The sequence below is a fragment of the Shewanella sp. 5_MG-2023 genome (assembly GCF_030547465.1).
Taxonomy (GTDB): domain Bacteria; phylum Pseudomonadota; class Gammaproteobacteria; order Enterobacterales; family Shewanellaceae; genus Shewanella.
In genome coordinates this window covers 23240-43792 of sequence record NZ_JAUORC010000006.1, presented here as the reverse complement: position 1 = coordinate 43792, position 20553 = coordinate 23240, and the positions used below count along the sequence as shown (strand labels likewise).

The 20553-nt window shown below is 40.8% G+C and carries 20 protein-coding genes; 15 read left to right on the top strand and 5 right to left on the bottom strand.

From position 1 onward, the window contains the following. Nucleotides 1–83 precede the first annotated feature (83 nt). The gene (locus Q4557_RS04720; RefSeq protein WP_102440541.1) at nt 84–1151 is read right to left on the bottom strand and encodes a DUF3083 family protein; all 1068 of its coding nucleotides are present in this window, start codon (nt 1149–1151) and stop codon (nt 84–86) included. Between the two features lie 182 nt (nt 1152–1333). Then, nucleotides 1334–1912, bottom strand: coding sequence for an arylesterase (locus Q4557_RS04715; RefSeq protein WP_303411159.1), 579 nt, complete (start codon nt 1910–1912; stop codon nt 1334–1336). Nucleotides 1913–1997: 85 nt separating this feature from the next. On the opposite strand from Q4557_RS04715, the gene Q4557_RS04710 reads away from it, so the two are divergent. The 4 genes from Q4557_RS04710 to Q4557_RS04695 all read left to right on the top strand — a co-directional run bounded on the left by Q4557_RS04710 (nt 1998) and on the right by Q4557_RS04695 (nt 6688). Continuing rightward, complete coding sequence (locus Q4557_RS04710) at nt 1998–2747, top strand: ABC transporter ATP-binding protein (RefSeq protein ID WP_102440543.1); 750 nt, start codon at nt 1998–2000, stop codon at nt 2745–2747. Further along, a complete protein-coding gene (locus Q4557_RS04705; protein WP_303411016.1) occupies nt 2747–5230 on the top strand; it encodes an ABC transporter permease in 2484 nt (827 codons plus the stop codon). The genes Q4557_RS04710 and Q4557_RS04705 overlap by 1 nt, the downstream gene beginning before the upstream one ends. 109 nt (nt 5231–5339) lie before the next feature. Beyond that, nucleotides 5340–5636 (top strand): antibiotic biosynthesis monooxygenase, encoded by a 297-nt coding sequence (locus Q4557_RS04700; RefSeq protein ID WP_102440545.1) that lies wholly within the window; start codon nt 5340–5342, stop codon nt 5634–5636. 170 nt (nt 5637–5806) lie between these two features. Next, nucleotides 5807–6688 carry a LysR family transcriptional regulator gene (locus Q4557_RS04695; RefSeq protein WP_102476339.1) on the top strand — a complete coding sequence of 294 codons (882 nt, stop codon included), beginning with the start codon at nt 5807–5809 and terminating at the stop codon, nt 6686–6688. 45 nt (nt 6689–6733) lie between these two features. Here the strand turns inward: Q4557_RS04695 and Q4557_RS04690 are convergent, their stop codons facing one another. Beyond that, a complete protein-coding gene (locus Q4557_RS04690; RefSeq protein ID WP_102519821.1) occupies nt 6734–7630 on the bottom strand; it encodes a TIGR01777 family oxidoreductase in 897 nt (298 codons plus the stop codon). A gap of 272 nt (nt 7631–7902) precedes the next feature. Between Q4557_RS04690 and Q4557_RS04685 the strand changes: the two genes are divergently transcribed. The 7 genes from Q4557_RS04685 to Q4557_RS04655 all read left to right on the top strand — a co-directional run bounded on the left by Q4557_RS04685 (nt 7903) and on the right by Q4557_RS04655 (nt 14529). Further along, on the top strand, nt 7903–9033 hold the full coding sequence (locus Q4557_RS04685) for an AI-2E family transporter (RefSeq protein ID WP_102440548.1): 1131 nt from the start codon (nt 7903–7905) through the stop codon (nt 9031–9033). Between the two features lie 22 nt (nt 9034–9055). Beyond that, nucleotides 9056–9979, top strand: a complete 924-nt coding sequence (locus Q4557_RS04680; protein WP_102440549.1) for a class I SAM-dependent methyltransferase — start codon at nt 9056–9058, stop codon at nt 9977–9979. A 507-nt stretch (nt 9980–10486) separates the two neighbouring features. Then, nucleotides 10487–10645, top strand: a complete 159-nt coding sequence (locus Q4557_RS04675; RefSeq protein WP_102440550.1) for a periplasmic nitrate reductase, NapE protein — start codon at nt 10487–10489, stop codon at nt 10643–10645. Nucleotides 10646–10686: 41 nt separating this feature from the next. Beyond that, a complete protein-coding gene (locus tag Q4557_RS04670; protein ID WP_102440551.1) occupies nt 10687–10947 on the top strand; it encodes a chaperone NapD in 261 nt (86 codons plus the stop codon). Nucleotides 10948–10949: 2 nt separating this feature from the next. Next, the gene (napA, locus tag Q4557_RS04665) at nt 10950–13439 is read left to right on the top strand and encodes a nitrate reductase catalytic subunit NapA (protein WP_102440576.1); all 2490 of its coding nucleotides are present in this window, start codon (nt 10950–10952) and stop codon (nt 13437–13439) included. 11 nt (nt 13440–13450) lie between these two features. Further along, nucleotides 13451–13921 carry a nitrate reductase cytochrome c-type subunit gene (locus Q4557_RS04660; RefSeq protein WP_102440552.1) on the top strand — a complete coding sequence of 157 codons (471 nt, stop codon included), beginning with the start codon at nt 13451–13453 and terminating at the stop codon, nt 13919–13921. 20 nt (nt 13922–13941) lie between these two features. Further along, entirely contained in the window at nt 13942–14529 is a 588-nt protein-coding gene (locus Q4557_RS04655) for a cytochrome c3 family protein (protein WP_102440577.1), read from the top strand. A gap of 242 nt (nt 14530–14771) precedes the next feature. On the opposite strand, the gene Q4557_RS04650 is transcribed toward Q4557_RS04655, so the two are convergent. After that, nucleotides 14772–15197 (bottom strand): hypothetical protein, encoded by a 426-nt coding sequence (locus Q4557_RS04650; protein WP_102476337.1) that lies wholly within the window; start codon nt 15195–15197, stop codon nt 14772–14774. Between the two features lie 370 nt (nt 15198–15567). Here Q4557_RS04650 and Q4557_RS04645 point away from each other — a divergent pair, with 370 nt between their 5' ends. Next, nucleotides 15568–15867 (top strand): hypothetical protein, encoded by a 300-nt coding sequence (locus Q4557_RS04645; protein WP_102440554.1) that lies wholly within the window; start codon nt 15568–15570, stop codon nt 15865–15867. Nucleotides 15868–15914: 47 nt separating this feature from the next. On the opposite strand, the gene Q4557_RS04640 is transcribed toward Q4557_RS04645, so the two are convergent. Beyond that, nucleotides 15915–16916, bottom strand: a complete 1002-nt coding sequence (locus Q4557_RS04640; RefSeq protein ID WP_303411009.1) for a D-alanine--D-alanine ligase — start codon at nt 16914–16916, stop codon at nt 15915–15917. A gap of 630 nt (nt 16917–17546) precedes the next feature. Here Q4557_RS04640 and Q4557_RS04635 point away from each other — a divergent pair. The 3 genes from Q4557_RS04635 (at nt 17547) to prpC (ending at nt 20486) form a co-directional block, all read left to right on the top strand. Then, complete coding sequence (locus Q4557_RS04635) at nt 17547–18206, top strand: GntR family transcriptional regulator (protein WP_102476335.1); 660 nt, start codon at nt 17547–17549, stop codon at nt 18204–18206. 65 nt (nt 18207–18271) lie between these two features. Next, a complete protein-coding gene (gene prpB / locus Q4557_RS04630) occupies nt 18272–19150 on the top strand; it encodes a methylisocitrate lyase (protein ID WP_076536891.1) in 879 nt (292 codons plus the stop codon). A 211-nt stretch (nt 19151–19361) separates the two neighbouring features. Next, on the top strand, nt 19362–20486 hold the full coding sequence (prpC, locus tag Q4557_RS04625) for a 2-methylcitrate synthase (protein ID WP_102440557.1): 1125 nt from the start codon (nt 19362–19364) through the stop codon (nt 20484–20486). Nucleotides 20487–20553 lie beyond the last annotated feature (67 nt).

Sequence of the window (20553 nt, the reverse complement as noted above, 5' to 3'; positions counted from 1 at the left end):
GTATCTTGCACAAGGAAGGATGATAAAAAAGGAGCAATAAAAAACGGCAGCTAGGCTGCCGTTTATGGGGAGAATAGAGTTAATTATGCTTTATAGCTAAGGTGTTGATGGAAGCCTACAGTTAAATCGATGTGCTCTTTATCAAAGTCGATGTCACTGATAAATTTACGCATCGCATCTTCAACTTGGTTCATAAAGCGGCCATAACCACCATCAGCAATATCACTATCACCCGCAACAATGACAAAGCGTATTGCTTCAGTAATGACATTTCCATCCCAATGACAGATAGGCTCAGCATCTGTGGCACTAGGGTCAAAACCGATCATTTGAAATTCAGCGGTACTTTGTAAATCTTCAAACTTACTATTACGTACTAAAGGTACTTTACCATTAGCAACCACGGCTAATTTATTCAGTTGTTTTGAGCGAGCAGCGTCAATAAATTTTTGGCAAACCTTTTGGTAACTATCGCTAAAATCATTGCGGTTTTCTGCAAGTAGCTGATTTTTAATTCGGCGACCAACAGGCATAGTGATCTGAACGTAAGAAAGTGCACTGACATCTTCTGGTAATGGGCAGTCACGATGCTGGTAGCGGCTATTAAGCGCTCTTAGCTTATAACCGTAGGTTTCTTTATGACCTTTATTTTTGGCAAATAGATCATAAGAAATATGCTGGTGATCGCGTATTTTGGTTGCCAGCTTCTGAGTGGGTAACTGTGGCATTAATGCCTCAGTAAACTCACGAATACGAGCATGAAAGTTTGCTGCTTTGCTGCGAATTTCATCACCCGTTGCTAAGAAGACCACTTTAAGTTTTTTAGCGCGATAATCAGGAATCATGTGTAAACGGTTTGCTTCATGATGCACCGGGTTATAGAAAAATCGTAACTGCTCTTGGGTTGAAAAACAGTAAACCTCATTATGAAAACGCACAACAGGGAGTTTATCTGTCGCAACAACATGGACATTATAAAGTTCAAATTTATCCGCGGTTTGAAAAACCAGCTTAGAAAACTCTTGGTAGCAGTTTTCTAACGTTTCATAATGAGCGATAAACTCATCGGTAAGTGGGAAACCAACGGTAATATATTGATTTTTTCTGGTCGTAGTAGGTAGGTAAACTTTCTTTTGCCGACTGATAGCCATGAGATTTCCTTGTAGTCATAAACAAAATACCAAACCTTATTGCTCAAAAACTGTCATTAAGGATTAGTATTTTAGAACGTTTGAACAAAGTTATTTGTGTATCATTCTAAATCCTAAACCTTAAAATAAAATTACTATTTTAGGCTTTTGTTCTCATTTTTGACTAAATGTTTTAACCTCTGTTACTTTTTTACTGCATCGATGATCCATGGACTCATCCATTGCGTAATTTTAGGCTGGGCATCCTCATTAGGGTGAATGCCATCTCGTTGCATTAAGTCAGGGTTAGGAGCGATTTCCAGCATAAAAAATGGGATCAGTTCAATATCATAATCACTGGCCAATTGATGATAAACATCATTAAACATTTTAGTATATCGAGGACCATAATTTGGCGGCACCATGATTTCAGTAAGTAACACATCGGCGCCACTTTGTTGAGATAACTCAATCATTTTTGTAAGATTTGATTTCAGCTGTTTTGGGGGGAACCCACGTAGACCATCATTACCACCAAGCTCAATAACAACAAGGTCAACAGGGCTCGAAGCCAGTAGAACTGGTAGTCTACGTAATCCGCCAGCTGTGGTTTCACCGCTGACAGAGCCATTAATAATTTGGTATTCGGGCAGGTCATTACGTAACAATTGTACCCAACCTTGCTCTTCCGACATGCCATAACCTGCACTTAGACTATCGCCAAGGATTAAAACCGTGGCAGCATAGCTAGGTGTCGATGTTAACAACGCGGATGTGACCAGTGTTGAAAACGACACTGCAGATACCACAACTAAGATGAAAGCCGCATTAAGCAGGCGTTTCGCCGGTAATAATAAGAAGGATCGTATGTCTACTAATTTTGCAAATAATTCCAGTGCCATTAATGTAACTAACCTCAATAAAACAGTGGTGACCCAAGAGGGGGAGCTCACTATCCTCAACGGCATTAATATGGATGTCAAGCAGGGAGACAGTATTGCTATTCTTGGGCCTTCTGGATCTGGCAAGTCAACCTTACTGGGTTTACTGGCTGCGCTTGATACGCCAACATCGGGTGAGATCTATCTTGATGGCCAAGCATTATCGGGCCTGAATGAAGAGCAAAAAGCCGCCTTGAGAAAACAAAAGGTCAGTTTTATTTTCCAATCTTTTATGTTGGTCGATACCCTTACCGCACTTGAAAATGTCATGCTGCCAGCGGAGCTTGCTGGTGTCAGCAATGCTAAAGAAAAGGCCCAAAGCATGCTGGGCAGAGTGGGGCTTTCCCATCGTTTGACCCATCTTCCTAAGCAATTATCGGGCGGCGAACAACAACGTGTGGCTATTGCTAGAGCCTTCATTTGCGAGCCTAAAGTGTTATTTGCTGATGAACCTACCGGAAATTTAGACAGTGTAAACGGCGATAAAATTGCTGATATGTTGTTTGCCTTAAACCAAGAAAGTGATACCACGCTGGTGTTAGTGACCCATGATCTTGAATTGGCTAAACGCTGCAAACGTCAACTGGTGATGGAAAATGGTCATTTGTCTGAACCTGCGATAACGGCTGCAAACACTAACTCGACGCTTGAAAACGTCACCGAGGAGGCCAGCTAATGGAGTTACAATTAGCGTGGCGTCTGTTTAAAAGAGAATTAATGCAAGGCCAGCTAGTACTAATTGTATTGGCGATAACCTTGGCTGTGTTATCGGTCAGTGGTCTTGCTCGAGTGAGTGAGCGATTACAAGTTGCCATTAATGGTGAGGCGGCTAATTTTATCGCCGCTGATCGCATTATTGATTCACCTGTTAAAATTGATGACAAGGTATTGGCGATAGCAGAGTCATTATCGGTTAACTATGTCACCAATATGAAGTTTAACTCCATGGTTTACTCGGGTGACAAATTTCAACTGGTGACCATAAAAGCTGTTGCTGATGGTTATCCACTGCGGGGCGAAATAGAGCTATCATCAGGCGCGACTCAAGCACTGCCCGCTAAAGGTGAGGCGTGGTATGAAAATCGCTTAGGGGGGTTACTGAATTACCCCAAAACCCTTGAACTGGGTAATATAGAGCTTAATTTAAGCGCTGAGATTAGTCGTTTACCCGATGCAGGCTTTAATCCTTTTGCATCATCACCAGTACTTTTAATGCGTCTTGATGATGTTGACTCAACAGGCATTATCCAACCAGGTAGTCGAGTCAGTTATATTTATCAATTTGCTGGCGATGCAGCGCAATTAACCAAGTTTGAAAACCAAGTTAAACCGCTATTAAATAATAGTCAGCGCTGGGTAGACGTTCAAAGTGGTGATTCACCGATTGCCTCTGCGGTAAAACGTGCCGAACGCTTTTTATTGCTGGCAAGCTTGTTAGGTATTGCCCTTGCGTGTGCAGCCATTGGTATTGCCGCTCAGCGCTATTGTCAGCGTCATTATGATGTGGTGGCGATGCTTAAAACCTTTGGCGCTTCAGCTAAGCAAATCCGCAGCTTGTTTGGGTTGCACCTCATGTTGGTAACGGCATTAGGTATTGTCTTAGGTTTAATCGGTGGTGTGCTACTGGATATTGGTATTACCCAGTTTTTACCTGCTGAAATAGCGGCTTATTCTCCGCCTTATAGCCGACCAATTCTTCTGGGTGTCAGTACCGGGCTCATCAGTGCATTTATGTTTTCTGCCTATCCATTGATGCGCTTGTTAGCTATTCCACCATTACGGGTATTACAGCGTCAATTAGAAGGCTTACAGCTAGGCATGTGGCTGCATTTGTTGCTGAGTTTAGGGGCGATGGCGCTACTGGGCTACTTATATTCACGCAGTATTGAACTGACCATGACTGTGGTGTTGGCTGTATTGTTATTGGGAGTGCTGCTTAGCGTGCTGGGCTTTGTGATGATCCGCCTTGGTCACAGCGTTGGCATGAAAACCACCAACCCATTTCAGTTAGCATTAGCGGGTCTGCGCCGCAGAGCTAGACAAAATGCAGTGCAGTTGGTTGGGTTTAGCAGCGCATTAGTGCTTTTACTGACCATTTTGGCGTTAAGACAAGACTTACTCAATGAATGGCAAAAACAATTACCTGAAAATGCGCCTAACTATTTTCTGGTCAATATCGCCCCAGAAGATGCTAAGCCATTAGATGACTTCTTAGATACTAACAAAATTATCGCGACCGATATTTACCCTGTGATCCGTGGTCGCTTAACTCATATTAATGATGAAGAGTTGATTTCGCGAGATGAAGAAAAGTCTGGCATAGAAGGGCGAGTCGGTATTTCAAGAGAGTTAAATCTGACTTATCGTGACACCTTGCCGCCTAACAACGACATCACTGAAGGCACATTTAATCAAGCAAATGATGAGGTGTCGGTCGAGTCAGGTGTAGCAGAGCGCTTAGGCTTAGCCCTTAACGATACCATGACCTTTACTATGGATAATCGGGCGGTTACCGTTAAAGTGACCAGCTTTAGACAAGTACAGTGGGAAACCTTGCAACCTAATTTCTTTATGATATTTAGGCCTAAAGCCTTAGAAGGTTTTTCGTATACTTCTATGGCGAGCTTTCATTTAAATGATGAAGACTTGAAACAGGCGGGCAGTTCGCTAACTGCAAATGCCGTGGTATTGCAGTTAATTCAGCAGTTTCCGACAATTTCGGTTATCGATGTTGGCGCTATGGTGCAACAACTTAGACAGATTATTGACCAAGTGTCATTGTCGCTTACCTTAGTGTTGGCACTGGTGTTACTGGCAAGTGCTTTAGTGCTGATAGCCCAAACGGAAGCAGGAATGGCGACTCGCCAGCGTGAGCTTGCAGTGCTGCGCACCTTTGGCGCTTCAGGCTGGTTACTTCGCTCAGCAACAGGGCTTGAATTTGCCATCTTGGGGGCTATAGCAGGCCTTTTAGCGGTGATTGTCGCTGAGTTTGCGCTGTACATGCTCAAAACCCAAGTGTTTGAACTTGTGGTGTACATGCACTGGCCGTGGTGGGCTATCGCCCCAATAGCGGGCGCTGCAGTGGTATCATTCTTAGGCATGTGGCGCTGCAGACAGTTACTTAATCGCTCCTGCGGTGAGTTACTTAAAGCAGGTTAATAACGCTTGATGAGCAATTAATAGCACTTATATAAATAGGTATTAGTTTAAATAGGGAGTTTAACTCCCTATTTTTATGCCTTATTACTAATCAAAAGGAGTTTGAAGCATGTTTGCGGTGATATTTAAAGCAACGGTTGGACAACAAGATAAGCATTATTCAGATACTGTTGCCGTGATGAGGGACCTAGCGTTTAACCATTATAATTGCATCGATTTTATTGCAGTATCAGAAGGGGATAAGGAAATCGCGATTTCATATTGGCATTCAGAGGCTGATATTCAAGCTTGGCATCAAGATTCAAAACATGCCGTGGCGCAAAAGTTAGGTCAAGATAAGTGGTACCGCGCTTACAGCGTTGAAGTTGTCGAAATTAAAAGGCAATATTCCTTCGATAATCAATAGTTGTTAACTTACTTTCTCCAGCTTCTTACTGCGAATAGTTAAATCATTTAATTATCAAAGTGAGTAAGTTTTATAACCTGCTGTTATTTAAAATTTGCTATGCTATCAAAACTAAAGATTAGCAGAGCGTGCCATCTGCACTTGCAGCTTGAATAACAAAGGTAACTTTGATGATTAATCAAAAATGGTTAACGACCTTCTTAAAATTGGCTGAAGTAGGCCACTTTACTCAAACTGCTGAGCAGTTGTTTATGACTCAACCGGGTGTGAGTCAGCATGTGCAGAAATTAGAAAAGCAGTTGAACGTAAAGTTAATCGAACGCTTTGGTAAGCGCTTTGAATTAACGTCGGCCGGTATGCAGTTACAGCAATATGGCCAATCTCTAGTTAAGGAACAGCAGCAATTATTAACCGATTTACAGCTTGATTCAGAACATGTGGGTGAGTGCCGCTTTGCTTGTTCAGGTTCATTAGCCTCATTGTTATATCCGCACTTTATTGATTATCAAATCAAACATCAGCAGCTGAATGTTTCAATCGAAGCTGGACCCAATAGAAGGATAATAGAGTTATTATCCAATAACGATATTGATATTGGCATTGTGACCCAGCTTGTTTCCGACCCTGAACTTGAAGTGTTAGCCATAGGCTATGAGCACCTTTGTCTTGTGGTGCCGAAAAGTGAATCAAAAACGGTAATAAATTATGATGAGTTAATGGCGTTGGGCATGGTTGCTCACCCAGATGCGATGCATAATTGGCAGCAAGTGGTGGCTAATAACTATAAAGATAAACAAGCAATAGAGGTTCGGGTTGTCAGTTATGTTAATCAACTTAACCAAATTTTGTTGCCAGTTTCAAAAGGCCTAGGTTTTACTGTGTTACCTGAGTTTGCAGTAAAAAGCTTTAGTGATGTAGCGGCAATATCGATTGCTAAACTTGATAAGCAGGTAAAAGAGCCCTTGTACATGATTTATAAAAAACATCGACCTTTACCAAAACGTTACCAGTGGTTTATGGATAAAACCACTGAGCTGGTTAACAGTAAATAGTGTTCTTGAAGACCACAATAATCAGAACTGCACATATCCAAGTGATTAGGCATTAAAAATTGAATCTAACGCTGGGTCAATATGGGTATATTTAAAGTTAAAGCCTGACGCCAATGTACGTTTGGGCAATACAAATTGCCCTTCAACAATTAAGTCTGCCATTTCGCCCATGGCTAACCGTAATGCTAATACAGGTGTCGGGATTTTAGCTGGGCGCTTTAAGGTAAAGCCTAATGATTGAGCAAATTGCTTGTGATTAACAGGATTCGGTGCCGTAGCATTGAAAATACCCTTAGCATCGTTAGAGTTAATTAAGTGTTCAATCAAATGGGTTAGGTCATCAATGTGGATCCAGCTAACCCCATGGGTGCCTTTACCAATCGGGCCGCCCAAGCCTAATTTAAACGGTGGCAACATTTTTGCTAATGCACCGCCATTTTTACCTAATACAATGCCAATTCTGAGCACACAGACTCGGGTGTTTTCTGACTGGGCTTTTAAGGCTAAGTGTTCCCACTCACTACAAACCTGATGGCTAAACTCATCATGGGCTTGGCTATGCTCATCAACAGGCTCTTGGCCTTGGCGACCATAAAAGCCGATGGCAGAGGCGCTAATAAAACTTGCTGGTGGGGTAGTGCTTTGTTGGATCAGCTGGGCCAGTCTGGCGGTTATATTCCAGCGACTGTCGCAAATACGTTGCTTTTGTTGTTGGCTCCAGCGTTTGCCGACAATGGGCTCTCCAGCTAGATTTATCACGCTATCAAATTCATTGAGATTGTCTAAGGTATCAAGGCCTGATAAGTAATGATGTTTATTACCCAGCACGGCTTCAGCATGCTCAATATTACGGCTAACAATAGTAAGCTTATGTTCTTCTTGCAGTAAATGAACTAATTGTTGGCCAACAAATCCTGTTGCCCCAGTTATTAAAATCTTCATAAAGTCTCACCATTCATTTTGCCAACATAAGTAATAATACGTGCTAGCTTAGCGTTTCGATCAGTGTTTAGTGACTTGCTTTAGTTTCAAATTAATTAATTTTACTCGCTTAATTCACCCTTGGGGCGCTTTAAACATTTATACACAAAATATAACAGGTATAATCAATAACTTTGCAGTTAGTTGTTTTGTTTTTTCAATTAATTACGCATATAGTTTCAACTTAACAAATCTTAGTTTAATTCACGTTTAAGTATAAAAAGGTTTTCATTATGAATGGAGGTAACTCTTCCTCGATTGCGTTACGTGGTTTTGCCATCATGGCTTGCTTAGTGGTGATCCTTGCCGGTATCAAAACAGCAAGTCCAATTGTGGTCCCGTTTGTATTATCTGCATTTTTAGCGGTTGTTTGTAATCCCGCCATTGTATTTATGAGCCGTTTTAGGGTACCTAAATGGCTATCAATTATACTGTTGATGCTATTGATCGTGCTAATGGGCTTATGGCTGGCGAGTTTAGTGGGCAGCTCTATTAATGAGTTTTCTAAACAAATACCGGTTTACCGCCAACAATTAATTGAGCAGTTTTCATGGATATTAGAAAAGCTAACCGCGTTAAATATTAATATCTCTAAAGAAAAAGCCTTAGAATACTTTGACCCCGGTATGGCCTTAAGCATGACCACTAATATGTTGTCAGGCCTTGGTAATGTGATGGCAAATCTGTTTCTAATCATCTTGACCATTATCTTTATGTTGTTTGAAGCCCAATCATTACCGAAAAAGTTTCATTTTGCCTTAGACGATCCAGACATGCGCTTAAAGCAAATTGATAAATTTTTGCATTCAGTTAATCAATATATGGTGATAAAAACCCTCGTCAGTATTGGCACCGGTATTATTGTCGGTATTGGCTTGAGTATTATTGGGGTTGACTACGCATTATTGTGGGCAGTGTTAGCCTTCCTGTTTAACTATATTCCCAACATTGGTTCTATAATTGCTGCTATTCCAGCGGTACTATTGGCATTCATTCAAATGGGGCCAGGGGCTGCAGGTGTTACGGCTTTATTATTTTTAGGCACAAATACTGTCATGGGTAATGTGGTTGAACCTAAATTTATGGGCCGCGGTTTAGGCTTATCAACCTTAGTGGTGTTCTTGTCATTAATTTTTTGGGGCTGGTTACTTGGCTCAGTAGGGATGCTGTTATCTGTACCACTGACTATGATTGTCAAAATTGCATTAGAGTCCAGTGACAGTGGTAAGTGGTTGGCTATCTTGTTATCTGATGAAATCCATGATGAAGATGACAAAAATGGGGAATTAGTTGCCCGAGTAGAAGAAGCCGAACAAACAACAGATGAAACCCCATCTGAAAAGTCCGAAAATGGTCATGTTTAATTTACATAAATGAGCGTTATAAATGAATTCAAATGATTCAAATTTTCCTGCGGTTAACGCATTAGCCCAAGCACAATTAGGTGATGACCTTTGTCGCTTATTTCATGGTCGCGGGGGGCTCTTTAGCGGTTATGAGCATATTTGCTTAGACTGGTTTAACCCTGTGTTACTGCTTACCAGCTTTAAAGAGCTGCCAGAATCAGAAAGACAGTCAATGGTTGCTGATATAGAAGCAGTTTGGCAGCAGTGTCATGGCGATAAACCGTTTAATTTAGTATTTCAGTACCGTAATGCAGGGCAAACTATAACCGATGTTGTTGCCGGTGAAGTACCTGAAAAACACATAGTGACAGAAAATGGCGCCCATTTTTTAGTCCACCTGTTACGCGGGCAAAATCACGGTATTTTCCTTGATATGGCCAATGGTCGAAAGTGGGTTAAAGCACACGCAAAGGATAAAAAAGTGCTTAACCTATTTGCTTATACCTGCGCCTTTTCTGTTGTCGCTTTACAGGGCGAAGCGACTGAAGTGGTTAATATGGATATGAGCAAGGGCGCATTAGCCATAGGCAAACAAAACCATTTGCTCAATGATTTTGCTTCAGGCGCACGCTTTCTCGGTCATGACATCTTTAGATCATGGGGCAAACTAACCAAACTTGGGCCTTATGACTTAATTGTTGCCGATCCACCAAGTAATCAAAAAGGAAGTTTTGTTGCCACCAAAGATTATGTAAGGCTGCTGAGACGTTTACCAGAGTTACTGGCTGATAACGGTGAAGTGTTGTTGTGTTTAAATGCGCCTGAGCTTGGCTGTGATTTTTTAATGAAGCAAGTTGAAGAAACTGCAGAAAGCTTAACCTTTGTTGAGCGTATTGATAATCCCCCCGAGTTTACTGATATTGATGAGCAAAAATCCTTGAAGGTCTTACGCTATAAGTTATAAGTATTTAACCGTGTAGTGACACATCTATATTTCTTTAAAAAGCACAATTGAATAACAATTCAGTTGTGCTTTTTTATTTGAGGATAATTTAAAGGTGGAGAAGTGATCGAGGTAACTCGCATGGTTATCGGCTAAGCCTGTTTGAAATCACTAGAATGTTCTGTAAGTGTTTGATTGACGATTAACAAGTTGATAACTTTTGTGTTAGAGACTATATATACTTATGCATGAGTATTTCTCTGCAGTGGTTCTGGTTTAAATCGAATCAATTAACATGAATGAGATTTTTATTTTTGGCTGGATTTACTATTGAAGCGCTTTATTGTTCATATGCCATTTCTAGTTGTAATAATTGTTGGTTTTTTTATGATCTAGATCAACATTTATTCGTTTTACCAATTTGTGAGTATATAGTTTAGTCATTGATAAAAGATAGAATTCACACGAATATCAATCAGTAACAATTATGCTACATCCCTTTCCTTAGAAACCTCTGCCGGAGGCTCCATGAATATAGATTCTAAAACTGAGAAAAGCCTAGAACTTAAAATTTTTATATTTTTAACGGTTTTCTTAGCACCCATTTTGTCAGCGATACTCGTTAGTGCATTAGGGTTCACCATTTGGTTTAGTCAAATTCTTTCTGGCCCTCCTGGCGCTGGATAATCATAGAAATTAAAACAAAAATTAATAGAGAAGTAATCTTGATGAGCAAAAAAGAAATCCACGTAACTAGCCTGATAGTGCAAGTAAAACCAGAGCAAATGGCTGAAGTTCGCCAACAAATTATGGCCATGGACAATGCAGATTTATCAGTTAACAACGAGATGAAGATAGTCGTAGTGATTGAAGGACCAAGCCAGCGTTCCTTAATGGATGACATTTCAACTATTAACGCAATACCTGGTGTGCTTACTGCCACTATGGTTTATCACCAAAGCGAAGAGCTAGAAGAGGGTGAAGAATGAGTATGAACAGACGTGAGTTTATGAAGGCTAATGCTGCTATGGCAGCTGCCAGCGTGGCAGGCATGGCTTTACCGGCATCAGCAAGTAACTTAATTACTAGCTCTGAGCAGACCAAATTAGAGTGGAACAAAGCACCATGTCGTTTTTGTGGTACAGGTTGTTCCGTTATCGTTGCGACGCGTGACGGTAAAGTGGTTGCAACCCATGGTGACGCAAAAAGTGAAGTCAACAAAGGCCTTAACTGTATTAAAGGCTACTTCTTATCAAAAATTATGTACGGTCGCGATCGCCTTCAAACTCCAATGTTAAGAATGACCGACGGAAAATATGATAAGAATGGCGAGTTCAGCCCCATTAGTTGGGATACTGCGTTTGATACCATGGCTGAAAAATGGAAAAAAACCATTAAAGCTAAAGGGCCTACTGCAGTCGGCATGTTTGGTTCTGGCCAATGGACTGTGTGGGAAGGCTATGCAGCGGTTAAATTAATGAAAGCAGGCTTTGGTTCTAACAATATTGATCCCAATGCACGTCATTGTATGGCTTCTGCTGTTGGTGGATTCATGCGTACCTTTGGTATTGATGAACCCATGGGTTGTTATGATGATATGGAAGCGGCGGATGCTTTCGTATTATGGGGCTCTAATATGGCAGAAATGCACCCGATCCTTTGGACTCGCGTGACTGACCGCCGTTTAAGTGCACCACATGTGAAAGTTGCTGTGTTATCGACGTTCCAACATCGTTCATTTGATTTGGCGGATTTAGGCATAGTATTTACGCCGCAAACCGATTTAGCCATGCTTAACTTTATCGCCAATTACATTATTCAAAACGATAAAGTAGACAAAGATTTTGTCGCTAAGCATGTTAATTTCCGTAAAGGTGAAACGGATATTGGTTATGGTTTACGAGCCACTCATCCATTACAGAAAAAAGCCAAGAACGTTGAGACTGCGGGTGATTCAACCCCAATCGATTTTGAGCAGTTTAAGGCGTTTGTAGCTGACTACGATGTTAAATCAGTAAGCGAGCTTTCTGGTGTACCTGAGCACAAGTTGATTGAACTTGCAGAGTTGTACGCTGACCCTAAAAAGAAAGTCACCTCTTTCTGGACTATGGGTTTCAACCAACATACTCGTGGTGTGTGGTGTAATAACCTTATTTATAACATTCACTTGCTAGTCGGTAAAATTTCTACTCCTGGCAACAGCCCATTCTCATTAACGGGTCAACCATCAGCTTGTGGTACCGCGCGAGAAGTCGGTACATTCTCGCATCGTTTACCTGCTGATATGGTGGTTACTAACCCTGAGCATCGTAAACATGCTGAAGAAATTTGGAATATTCCAAGTGGCATAATCCCACCAAAGCCTGGCTACCATGCCGTTGAACAAAATCGCCGTCTTAAAGATGGTGATTTAAATTGTTATTGGGTTCAAGTGAACAACAACATGCAAGCTGCGGCTAACATGAACGAAGAAGGATTACCGGGTTACCGTAATCCAGAAAACTTCATAGTTGTTTCTGATGCTTATCCAACGGTAACAACACAAGCAGCTGATTTGATTTTACCTACCGCAATGTGGGTTGAGAAAGAGGGGGCTTATGGTAATGCAGAGCGTCGTACTCAATTCTGGCATCAAATGGTTAAAGCGCCAGGCGAGTCAATGTCTGACTTATGGCAGTTGATGGAATTCTCAAAACGTTTCACCACTGATGAAGTTTGGCCGCAAGATGTTTTAGATGCCAATCCTAAGTTTAAAGGTAAAACGTTATTCGAAGTACTTTACCAAAACGGTAATGTTGAGAAGTTCCCATTAAGTGATGCTGATCCTAAGTTCTTGAATGATGAAGCTAAACATTTTGGTTTTTACGTTCAAAAAGGCTTATTTGAAGAATATGCAACCTTTGGTCGTGGACATGGTCATGATTTAGCTGACTTTGACCGTTACCATGAAGAGCACGGTTTACGTTGGCCTGTTGTTGACGGTAAAGAAACCAAATGGCGTTTCCGTGAAGGGTCTGACCCTTATGTTAAAGCCGGTAAAGGTTTTGAGTTCTATGGTAAGCCAGATGGTAAAGCGGTTATTTTTGCACTGCCTTATGAACCAGCGCCAGAGATGCCAGATGAAGAATACGATATTTGGTTATCAACCGGTCGCGTACTAGAACATTGGCATTCGGGGTCAATGACCCAGCGTGTGCCAGAGCTTTATAAAGCCTTCCCTGATGCAGTGTGTTTTATGCATCCAGATGATGCTAAAAAACGTGGTTTACGTCGTGGTGATGAAGTGAAGGTTATTTCTCGTCGTGGTGAAATTAAAACCCGTATAGAAACCCGAGGTCGTAATAAGCCGCCTGTTGGCTTGGTATTTGTTCCTTGGTTTGATGCTAGCCAGCTCATTAACAAAGTCACGTTAGATGCGACAGATCCATTGTCAAAACAAACAGACTTTAAAAAGTGCGCGGTTAAAATCGTTAAAGCCTAAGGAGAGACACCATGAAAGCACGTAAAATATTGTCAATCATTGCGTTAGTTGGATTCTCTTTTGGTTTGACGGCAGCAACTGTGCCTGATGAGAAAGTTGCTACATTACGCCTTGCACCATTAAACGTTGAACCAACACCGCCTGTTATGCAGAAAGTGATTAATTCAGATGTTAAGCAAGTGCGTAATTACCCGATGCAGCCGCCAATTATTCCTCATAAAATTGATGGTTATCAAATTGATTTGAAAGTGAATAAATGTATGCAATGTCATGCGCGTAGTAGCACTGGGCATTCTCAAGCTCCTATGGTAAGTGTGACGCATTATATGGACAGAGATAATAATTTCTTGGCATCGTTGTCGCCACGTCGTTATTACTGTACTCAATGCCATGTATCTCAGTTAGATGCCAAGTTATTGGTTGAAAATGATTTTGTGGATGTTAAAGAACTCATGAAAAAATCTTCAACGACTGAGCATTAGGAGCATTTATGATTGCAAAAATACTAGAAAAATTGAAGTTAGTTTGGCAGGTAGTAAACAGGCCAAGTGTTCATTACAGCCTGGGTTTTTTGACATTAGGTGGCTTTGTAGCAGGGGTGATTTTTTGGGGTGGGTTTAATACCGCTCTTGAATTAGCAAGCACCGAGGAGTTCTGTACCAGTTGCCATGAAATGGAAAGTAATGTTTATCAAGAGCTACAAAGCACCATTCACTTTACTAACCGAAGTGGTGTGCGCGCAACGTGTTCAGATTGCCATGTACCACATGAATGGACCAATAAAATTGCTCGTAAAATGCAGGCTTCGAAAGAAGTTTGGGGCAAGGTATTTGGCACCATCAATACTCGTGAAAAGTTTGAAGGTAAACGCCGTGAGTTGGCAGAGCATGAGTGGGCACGCCTTAAAGCTAATGACTCATTAGAATGCCGTAACTGCCATAATTTCGATTATATGGACTTTACGCGTCAATCGACTCGCGCTTCGCAAATGCACTCAACCTCATTAGCGAGCGGTGATAAAACCTGTATCGACTGTCATAAAGGGATAGCCCATCAATTACCTGATATGGCTGGTGTGGAAGGCTTTTAGTAAAAGCCAATAGCAATAAATAAGGTCAGCGAAAGCTGGCCTTTTTTGGGGTTGCATTTAATACTATTTGAGGCCTATGTCAGAGCAGGTATTCTTTGTGGCTGGCTTGTAAAATATTTGAAGTTTATAGCTGGGAATAATCATTGAGAAGTTAAATTTGAAGTAACGAAAATGGCTTATTGAAGTAACTAAACAAAGCTTACAGTACATCCATGTACATAAGCGGTTAGAGCACGATTAAATTAAATACTATTTTTCTGATAGCTATAGTTTGATTGTCCGTAATCAGCCATTAACTTAGAATGACTTTTAAGTTTTTTAGCTGGAATTAAGGAAATATTGTTACTATCACTAATGATCAGTAATGTTTTAAGTTTTCCTTTTAAAAAACCATGTTCTTTAATTGGGGAAAATAAAATACTATTTGACTTCGTTGTGTGCTCCCATTCACCATAAGAAAACCCCTCTATTCCAATGGTTCCATTTAGTTGAGACTCGTAACCCCCATCTTCATTTAAAACGATATTAATACGGTTTCCAAAACCATCATCATTAGTATAAATGCCAACTAGGGAGTTTGAATTAAGGTTTGAATCATTGAAATGAGGAGTTTGACTACAGCCAGATATGAGCATAAAACTGACTATGCATAAAACAATTTTTGACATTATTCCTTTCCGATTAAGTTATGAGGAACAACATAGAAGTAATACTATATATAACATTAAGCTGTTAGGTTAATGTTGCAATACTGTTCTAGTAAACGGATGAAATCAAGTTGTAAGTCATTTTGTTGACACTGGTTAAAAAGTTGACATCTTAATATGTTTTTATTTGACTGTGTTTGTTTTATTCTAATTCTTTATATTTCAATGGGTAGTGTGTGATTTCTTGGTGTTAAACTACCGTTTTTTCATTTGATGAATAATGTTTGGCCAGATGAGTTTGTTAAACTATTGTGCTGAAAATCGTAAAGTGCACTAAACTATTAGTTAGATTTAGTTGTAGTTTTTTTGATTTAAATACGAGGGCAATCAAATGGTGAGTTCAAAAGATTTTGCGAATTGGCTAATGATTCAATTTGAACAATTAGAGAATGGAGTAAGCTTAACGCGAGGAGACATTAATCAGTTAACAGGCAGGCAGAATTTTTCTTTGGTATTTGTACATGATATTCATTATGAATTAATGCAACATGGGATTGCATTCGTCACTGATACCTACCGTGAGCGTTTCTATATGGTCAGGGTTCAAGATAACCCTTGGCGCAAACAATTGGAAGATGCTGGCCATCAGCAAACATATTCCAATATTGTTTCAATCAATATGACGCGATAGCTATTTTGTCGTTAATCGTCGTATCAAGTTGGTATATGTGTTTAGATTTATAATTGGCTTTTGATGTTTTCAACCAAGTAATCAGTAAAGTTTTCGCCGTGATTTTGTAGCATTTTCGGAAACATTGAAATTGGTGTAGAGCCAGGGAAGGTATTAATCTCGTTTAGTAAAATTTCATTCTCTTCGGTTAGAAAGAAATCAATTCTTGATAAGTGTCTTAACTTCATCCCTTTAAATGCTTTTATCGCATAGCTGCGAATCGCTTCACACACATCCTCAGATAAATTCTTTGCGACTACATTGGTGGTCGCCTTACTTGAAGCATTATATTTTTCTTCAAAAGTATAAAAAGTGTTACTGGCACAAATGATCTCACCTGGCAGTGTTGCTATTACTTCACCTTGATATTGATAAACTGCGACTTCTAACTCTCGGGCGATAATGGTCTTTTCAACCACCACAGAAGGCGCAAAACTAAAGGCATCAGTTAATACTTGTTGTATTTGCGTTGCGTCATCAACTTTATAGCAGCCCACTGATGAACCTTGAGAGGCGGCTTTAACAAATACTGAGCCCCATTGTGATAAGGCTGCTACCGTTTGTTGTATAGCGTCATCATTTAGTTCATTAAGAAAAATATAAGGCGTATTAGGGATGCCTAAGGCGCTAAACCACATTTTGGCGGTGATTTTGTTAAAACAGTTTCTTGAGGCTTCTGACTCACAACCAAAGTAAGGCAATTGGATTAAATTGAAATAAGATTGAATGTCACCGGTCTCACCGGGAAATCCATGAATACAAGGAATGACATAGTCTACAGGCCAAGGTGCTTTTTGCTGATCTTCAAAACGAATTTCGCGCTTATTGGTTAGCTCACAAACATTACCATCTTGATCGTGATAATGGCCATTTTTATCAAGTTCAACTCGCAGTAAATTAATCTCGTTACTATTTGCGAGAGATGATTCAAAAAAATCAGCTGATAACAAAGACACATCATGCTCTGCACTGCCGCCGCCACAGATTAAAAGTAAGTTGATAGTTGTCATTGTTGCTCCGCAAAATTGCTGATGGATATCACTGAATGTGCATTAAATTAACTTATGATAATGAACTGACAAGCCACTAGGCAAGAGCAGGGCTGAGTAAATGGTGAACTAAGCAACAAATAGTCATGAACACCGCTTAATTGCGCGTTTTATGGGCAATAAAGTTGTGCCATAGCCATATTATTTACTTGGGATATTTAAAACGGCTTAGGTGTACTCCCTAAGCTTGCTTGGCTGTTATACATTTATTCATTGCCCAATGTATGGGGCTTATAGGTGAGTTTATTCATCCGCTCCGTCACGATTTATCCATTTATCCATTTATCCATTTATCCATTTATCTGTCTATCTATCTGTCTATTTATAAATAAGGGAGGCGTTAACCGAGCATGGGTGTTTTCTGTGTTAGTTCTCTGTGTTAGTTCTCTGTGTTATTTCTCTGAGTCATATCGCGAGCTTATATCGGTAAACATACTTTGCCCTGCTTATGCTTTAGCCACAACTTAGCAGCGTTGATTTATCACTGGCGTTTTATACTTTTGTCGACAATCTAGCTTGTTTATGTTGACCACTTGTTATTATTGGCTTATATTGTCGACAATTATTCTTTGGTCAGACAGCCTACTTAAAATGACATTTTTTACTGAACAGCCCATTACAGCAGCCGATAAAACCTTTTTTGAGTTAAGAAAGGACATCGTTGAAGGCGATATTACGGCAGGCTCAAAACTGAGTGAAACAGAACTGTCGACAAAGTACGCCGTTAGCCGCGCAGTTATCCGCGAGGCAATAAACCGTTTAGAGTCATGCCATTTGGTTGAACGTAAAGCCAATATAGGTGCCCGAGTGGTGGCATTAACGCCTGAAGGGCTCATAGAGTTGTATCAAGTGCGCGAATCCCTTGAAGGCATGGCGGCTAGGCTTGCCGCTAAAAACATGACTGATGAAGAGATTGCAGATTTATTAACGCTTCTGAGCCAACACTCTAATGAAGTGAAATCTGGCGAGTCTTATTATCAAGAAGCAGGTGATGTGGATTTTCATTACCGCATTATTCTAGGGAGCAAAAACAAACACCTCATTTCTGTGCTGATAGACGGTATGTATCACCTTATTCGTATGTACCGAGTGCAATTAGGCATGGCAGGACCTCGGGTGACAACTGCCTTTGAAGAACATACCCATATAGTTAAAGCCATTTCAAATCGTGATGAAGAGTTAGCAGAGATGCTAATGCGTCGTCACATCATGTACTCCAAAAATAATATCGAAACTAAATTAAACCGTTAATTAAGCTTCGGCAGTTAAGCGTAAACAACTGCCGCATAGCAATAACAAATAGAGAGAGGGATATCATGAGCGCAGGCAAAAAATTCCGTCAGGCATTAGTCGACAACAAGCCACTACAAATCGTTGGAACTATTAATGCGTATTCAGCAATGATGGCGAAACAAATTGGTCATCAAGCGATATATTTATCGGGTGGCGGTGTGGCGAACGCATCTTATGGTTTACCTGATTTAGGTATGACGTCACTCAATGATGTGATTGTTGACGTTCAGCGTATTACTTCAGCCTGTGACTTACCACTATTAGTGGATATCGATACCGGTTGGGGTGGTGCATTTAACATCGCTAAAACCGTTCGTGATATGGAAAAAGCCGGCGCTGCAGCTGTGCACATGGAAGATCAAGTTGCGCAGAAGCGTTGTGGTCACCGCCCCAACAAAGAGATTGTGTCTACTGAAGAAATGGTTGATCGCATTAAAGCGGCTGTCGATGCCCGTATTGATCCTGATTTTTTCATCATGGCAAGAACCGACTCATTTGCTCAAGAAGGTTTAGAGGCGGCGATCGCCCGTGCTAAAGCCTATGTTGCCGCCGGTGCAGACGGTATTTTTGCCGAAGCGGTAAAAACTGAAGAGCATTATCGCGCCTTTGCCGATGCACTTGATGTCCCGATTTTGGCTAACATCACCGAGTTTGGTCAAACAGAGTTATGGAACAAAGAGCAACTCGGTCAGTGGGGCGCAGCCATGGTGCTGTATCCGTTAAGTGCATTTCGTGCGATGAATAAAGCCGCTGAAAATGTCTACAGCGCAATCTTAAAAGATGGTGACCAAAAAGCGGTTGTCGACACCATGCAAACCCGTATGGATTTATACGATTACCTCGGTTACCACGATTATGAGCAAAAGCTTGATAGCTTATTTGCTGAAGGTAAAAACAAGTAATTACTGGCAAGACATAAAAGCAGTTTTCTGTTGATAGAAAGTGTTGATAAACAGTGTTTATAAGCTTTGTCGTGGTAGCAATAGCGATTTATTGCGATTGGATGATTAATGCACAAATATTGTTCTTGAACAAAGATTGTCGACAAGCAAACCGATAATTTAAAAGACAACCAAATAGTACTCGAAACACATAAAAGAATAGGAAATCATTATGGTAGACAAGAAACTAAGTGGTGCAGGCCTTCGTGGTCAAAGCGCAGGTGATACAGCATTATGTACCGTAGGTAAATCAGGCTCAGGTTTAACCTATTGCGGTTACGATGTTGCCGATTTATCTGAAAATGCTACTTTTGAGGAAGTCGCCTATCTATTATTTAATGGTGAATTGCCAACGCAAGATCAGCTAGATACTTATAAATCAGTATTGACGACTCAGCGTGATTTACCACAAGCATTAAAAGAAGTATTACAACGTATTCCTGCCGATGCACATCCAATGGATGTGATGCGCACTGGTTGCTCATTTTTAGGTAATCTTGAGCCAGAAGCTGATTTTGCTGAGCAACATAAAGCAGCAAACCGCTTACTCGCCGCTTTTCCTGCCATCATGTGTTACTGGTATCGTTTCAGCCATGAAGGTGTTGAAATTGACTGCGTTACAGATGAAGAAACCATCGGCGGCCACTTCTTAAAACTATTGAATGGTAAAACGCCTTCAGAGCAACATCGTAAAGTGATGGATGTATCGTTAATACTTTATGCAGAGCATGAGTTTAACGCTTCTACCTTTACTGCGCGCGTATGTGCTTCAACCTTATCTGACATGTTCTCGTGTATTACCGGTGCTATCGGTACTCTTCGTGGCCCACTTCATGGCGGTGCTAATGAAGCAGCAATGGACATGATCCAAAAGTTTACTTCGCCAAGCGATGCTAAAGCGCAAATGGCAGGCATGCTAGAGCGTAAAGAAAAAATCATGGGCTTTGGTCATGCGATTTACCGCACTTCAGATCCACGTAATGTGATCATTAAAGCCTGGTCAGAAAAACTGGCTCAGGAAAATGGCGATACTAGCTTGTACGACATCTCAGTGGCTTGTGAAGAGTTTATGTGGGATACAAAAAAACTATTCTGTAATGCTGATTTCTTCCATGCATCGGCTTATCATTTTATGGGTATTCCAACCAAGCTATTTACGCCTATCTTTGTGTGTTCACGTCTTACTGGCTGGGCTGCTCACGTCATGGAGCAGCGCTCAAACAATCGTATTATCAGACCAAGTGCTGATTACATCGGATCTGAGCCACGCACTGTAACGCCAATTAGCGAAAGATAAACAGTCAAAGGCTGGCCAATGGGTCAGCCTTTTGTTTTTCAGACCTTGTTGAACATGCAAATTGCAA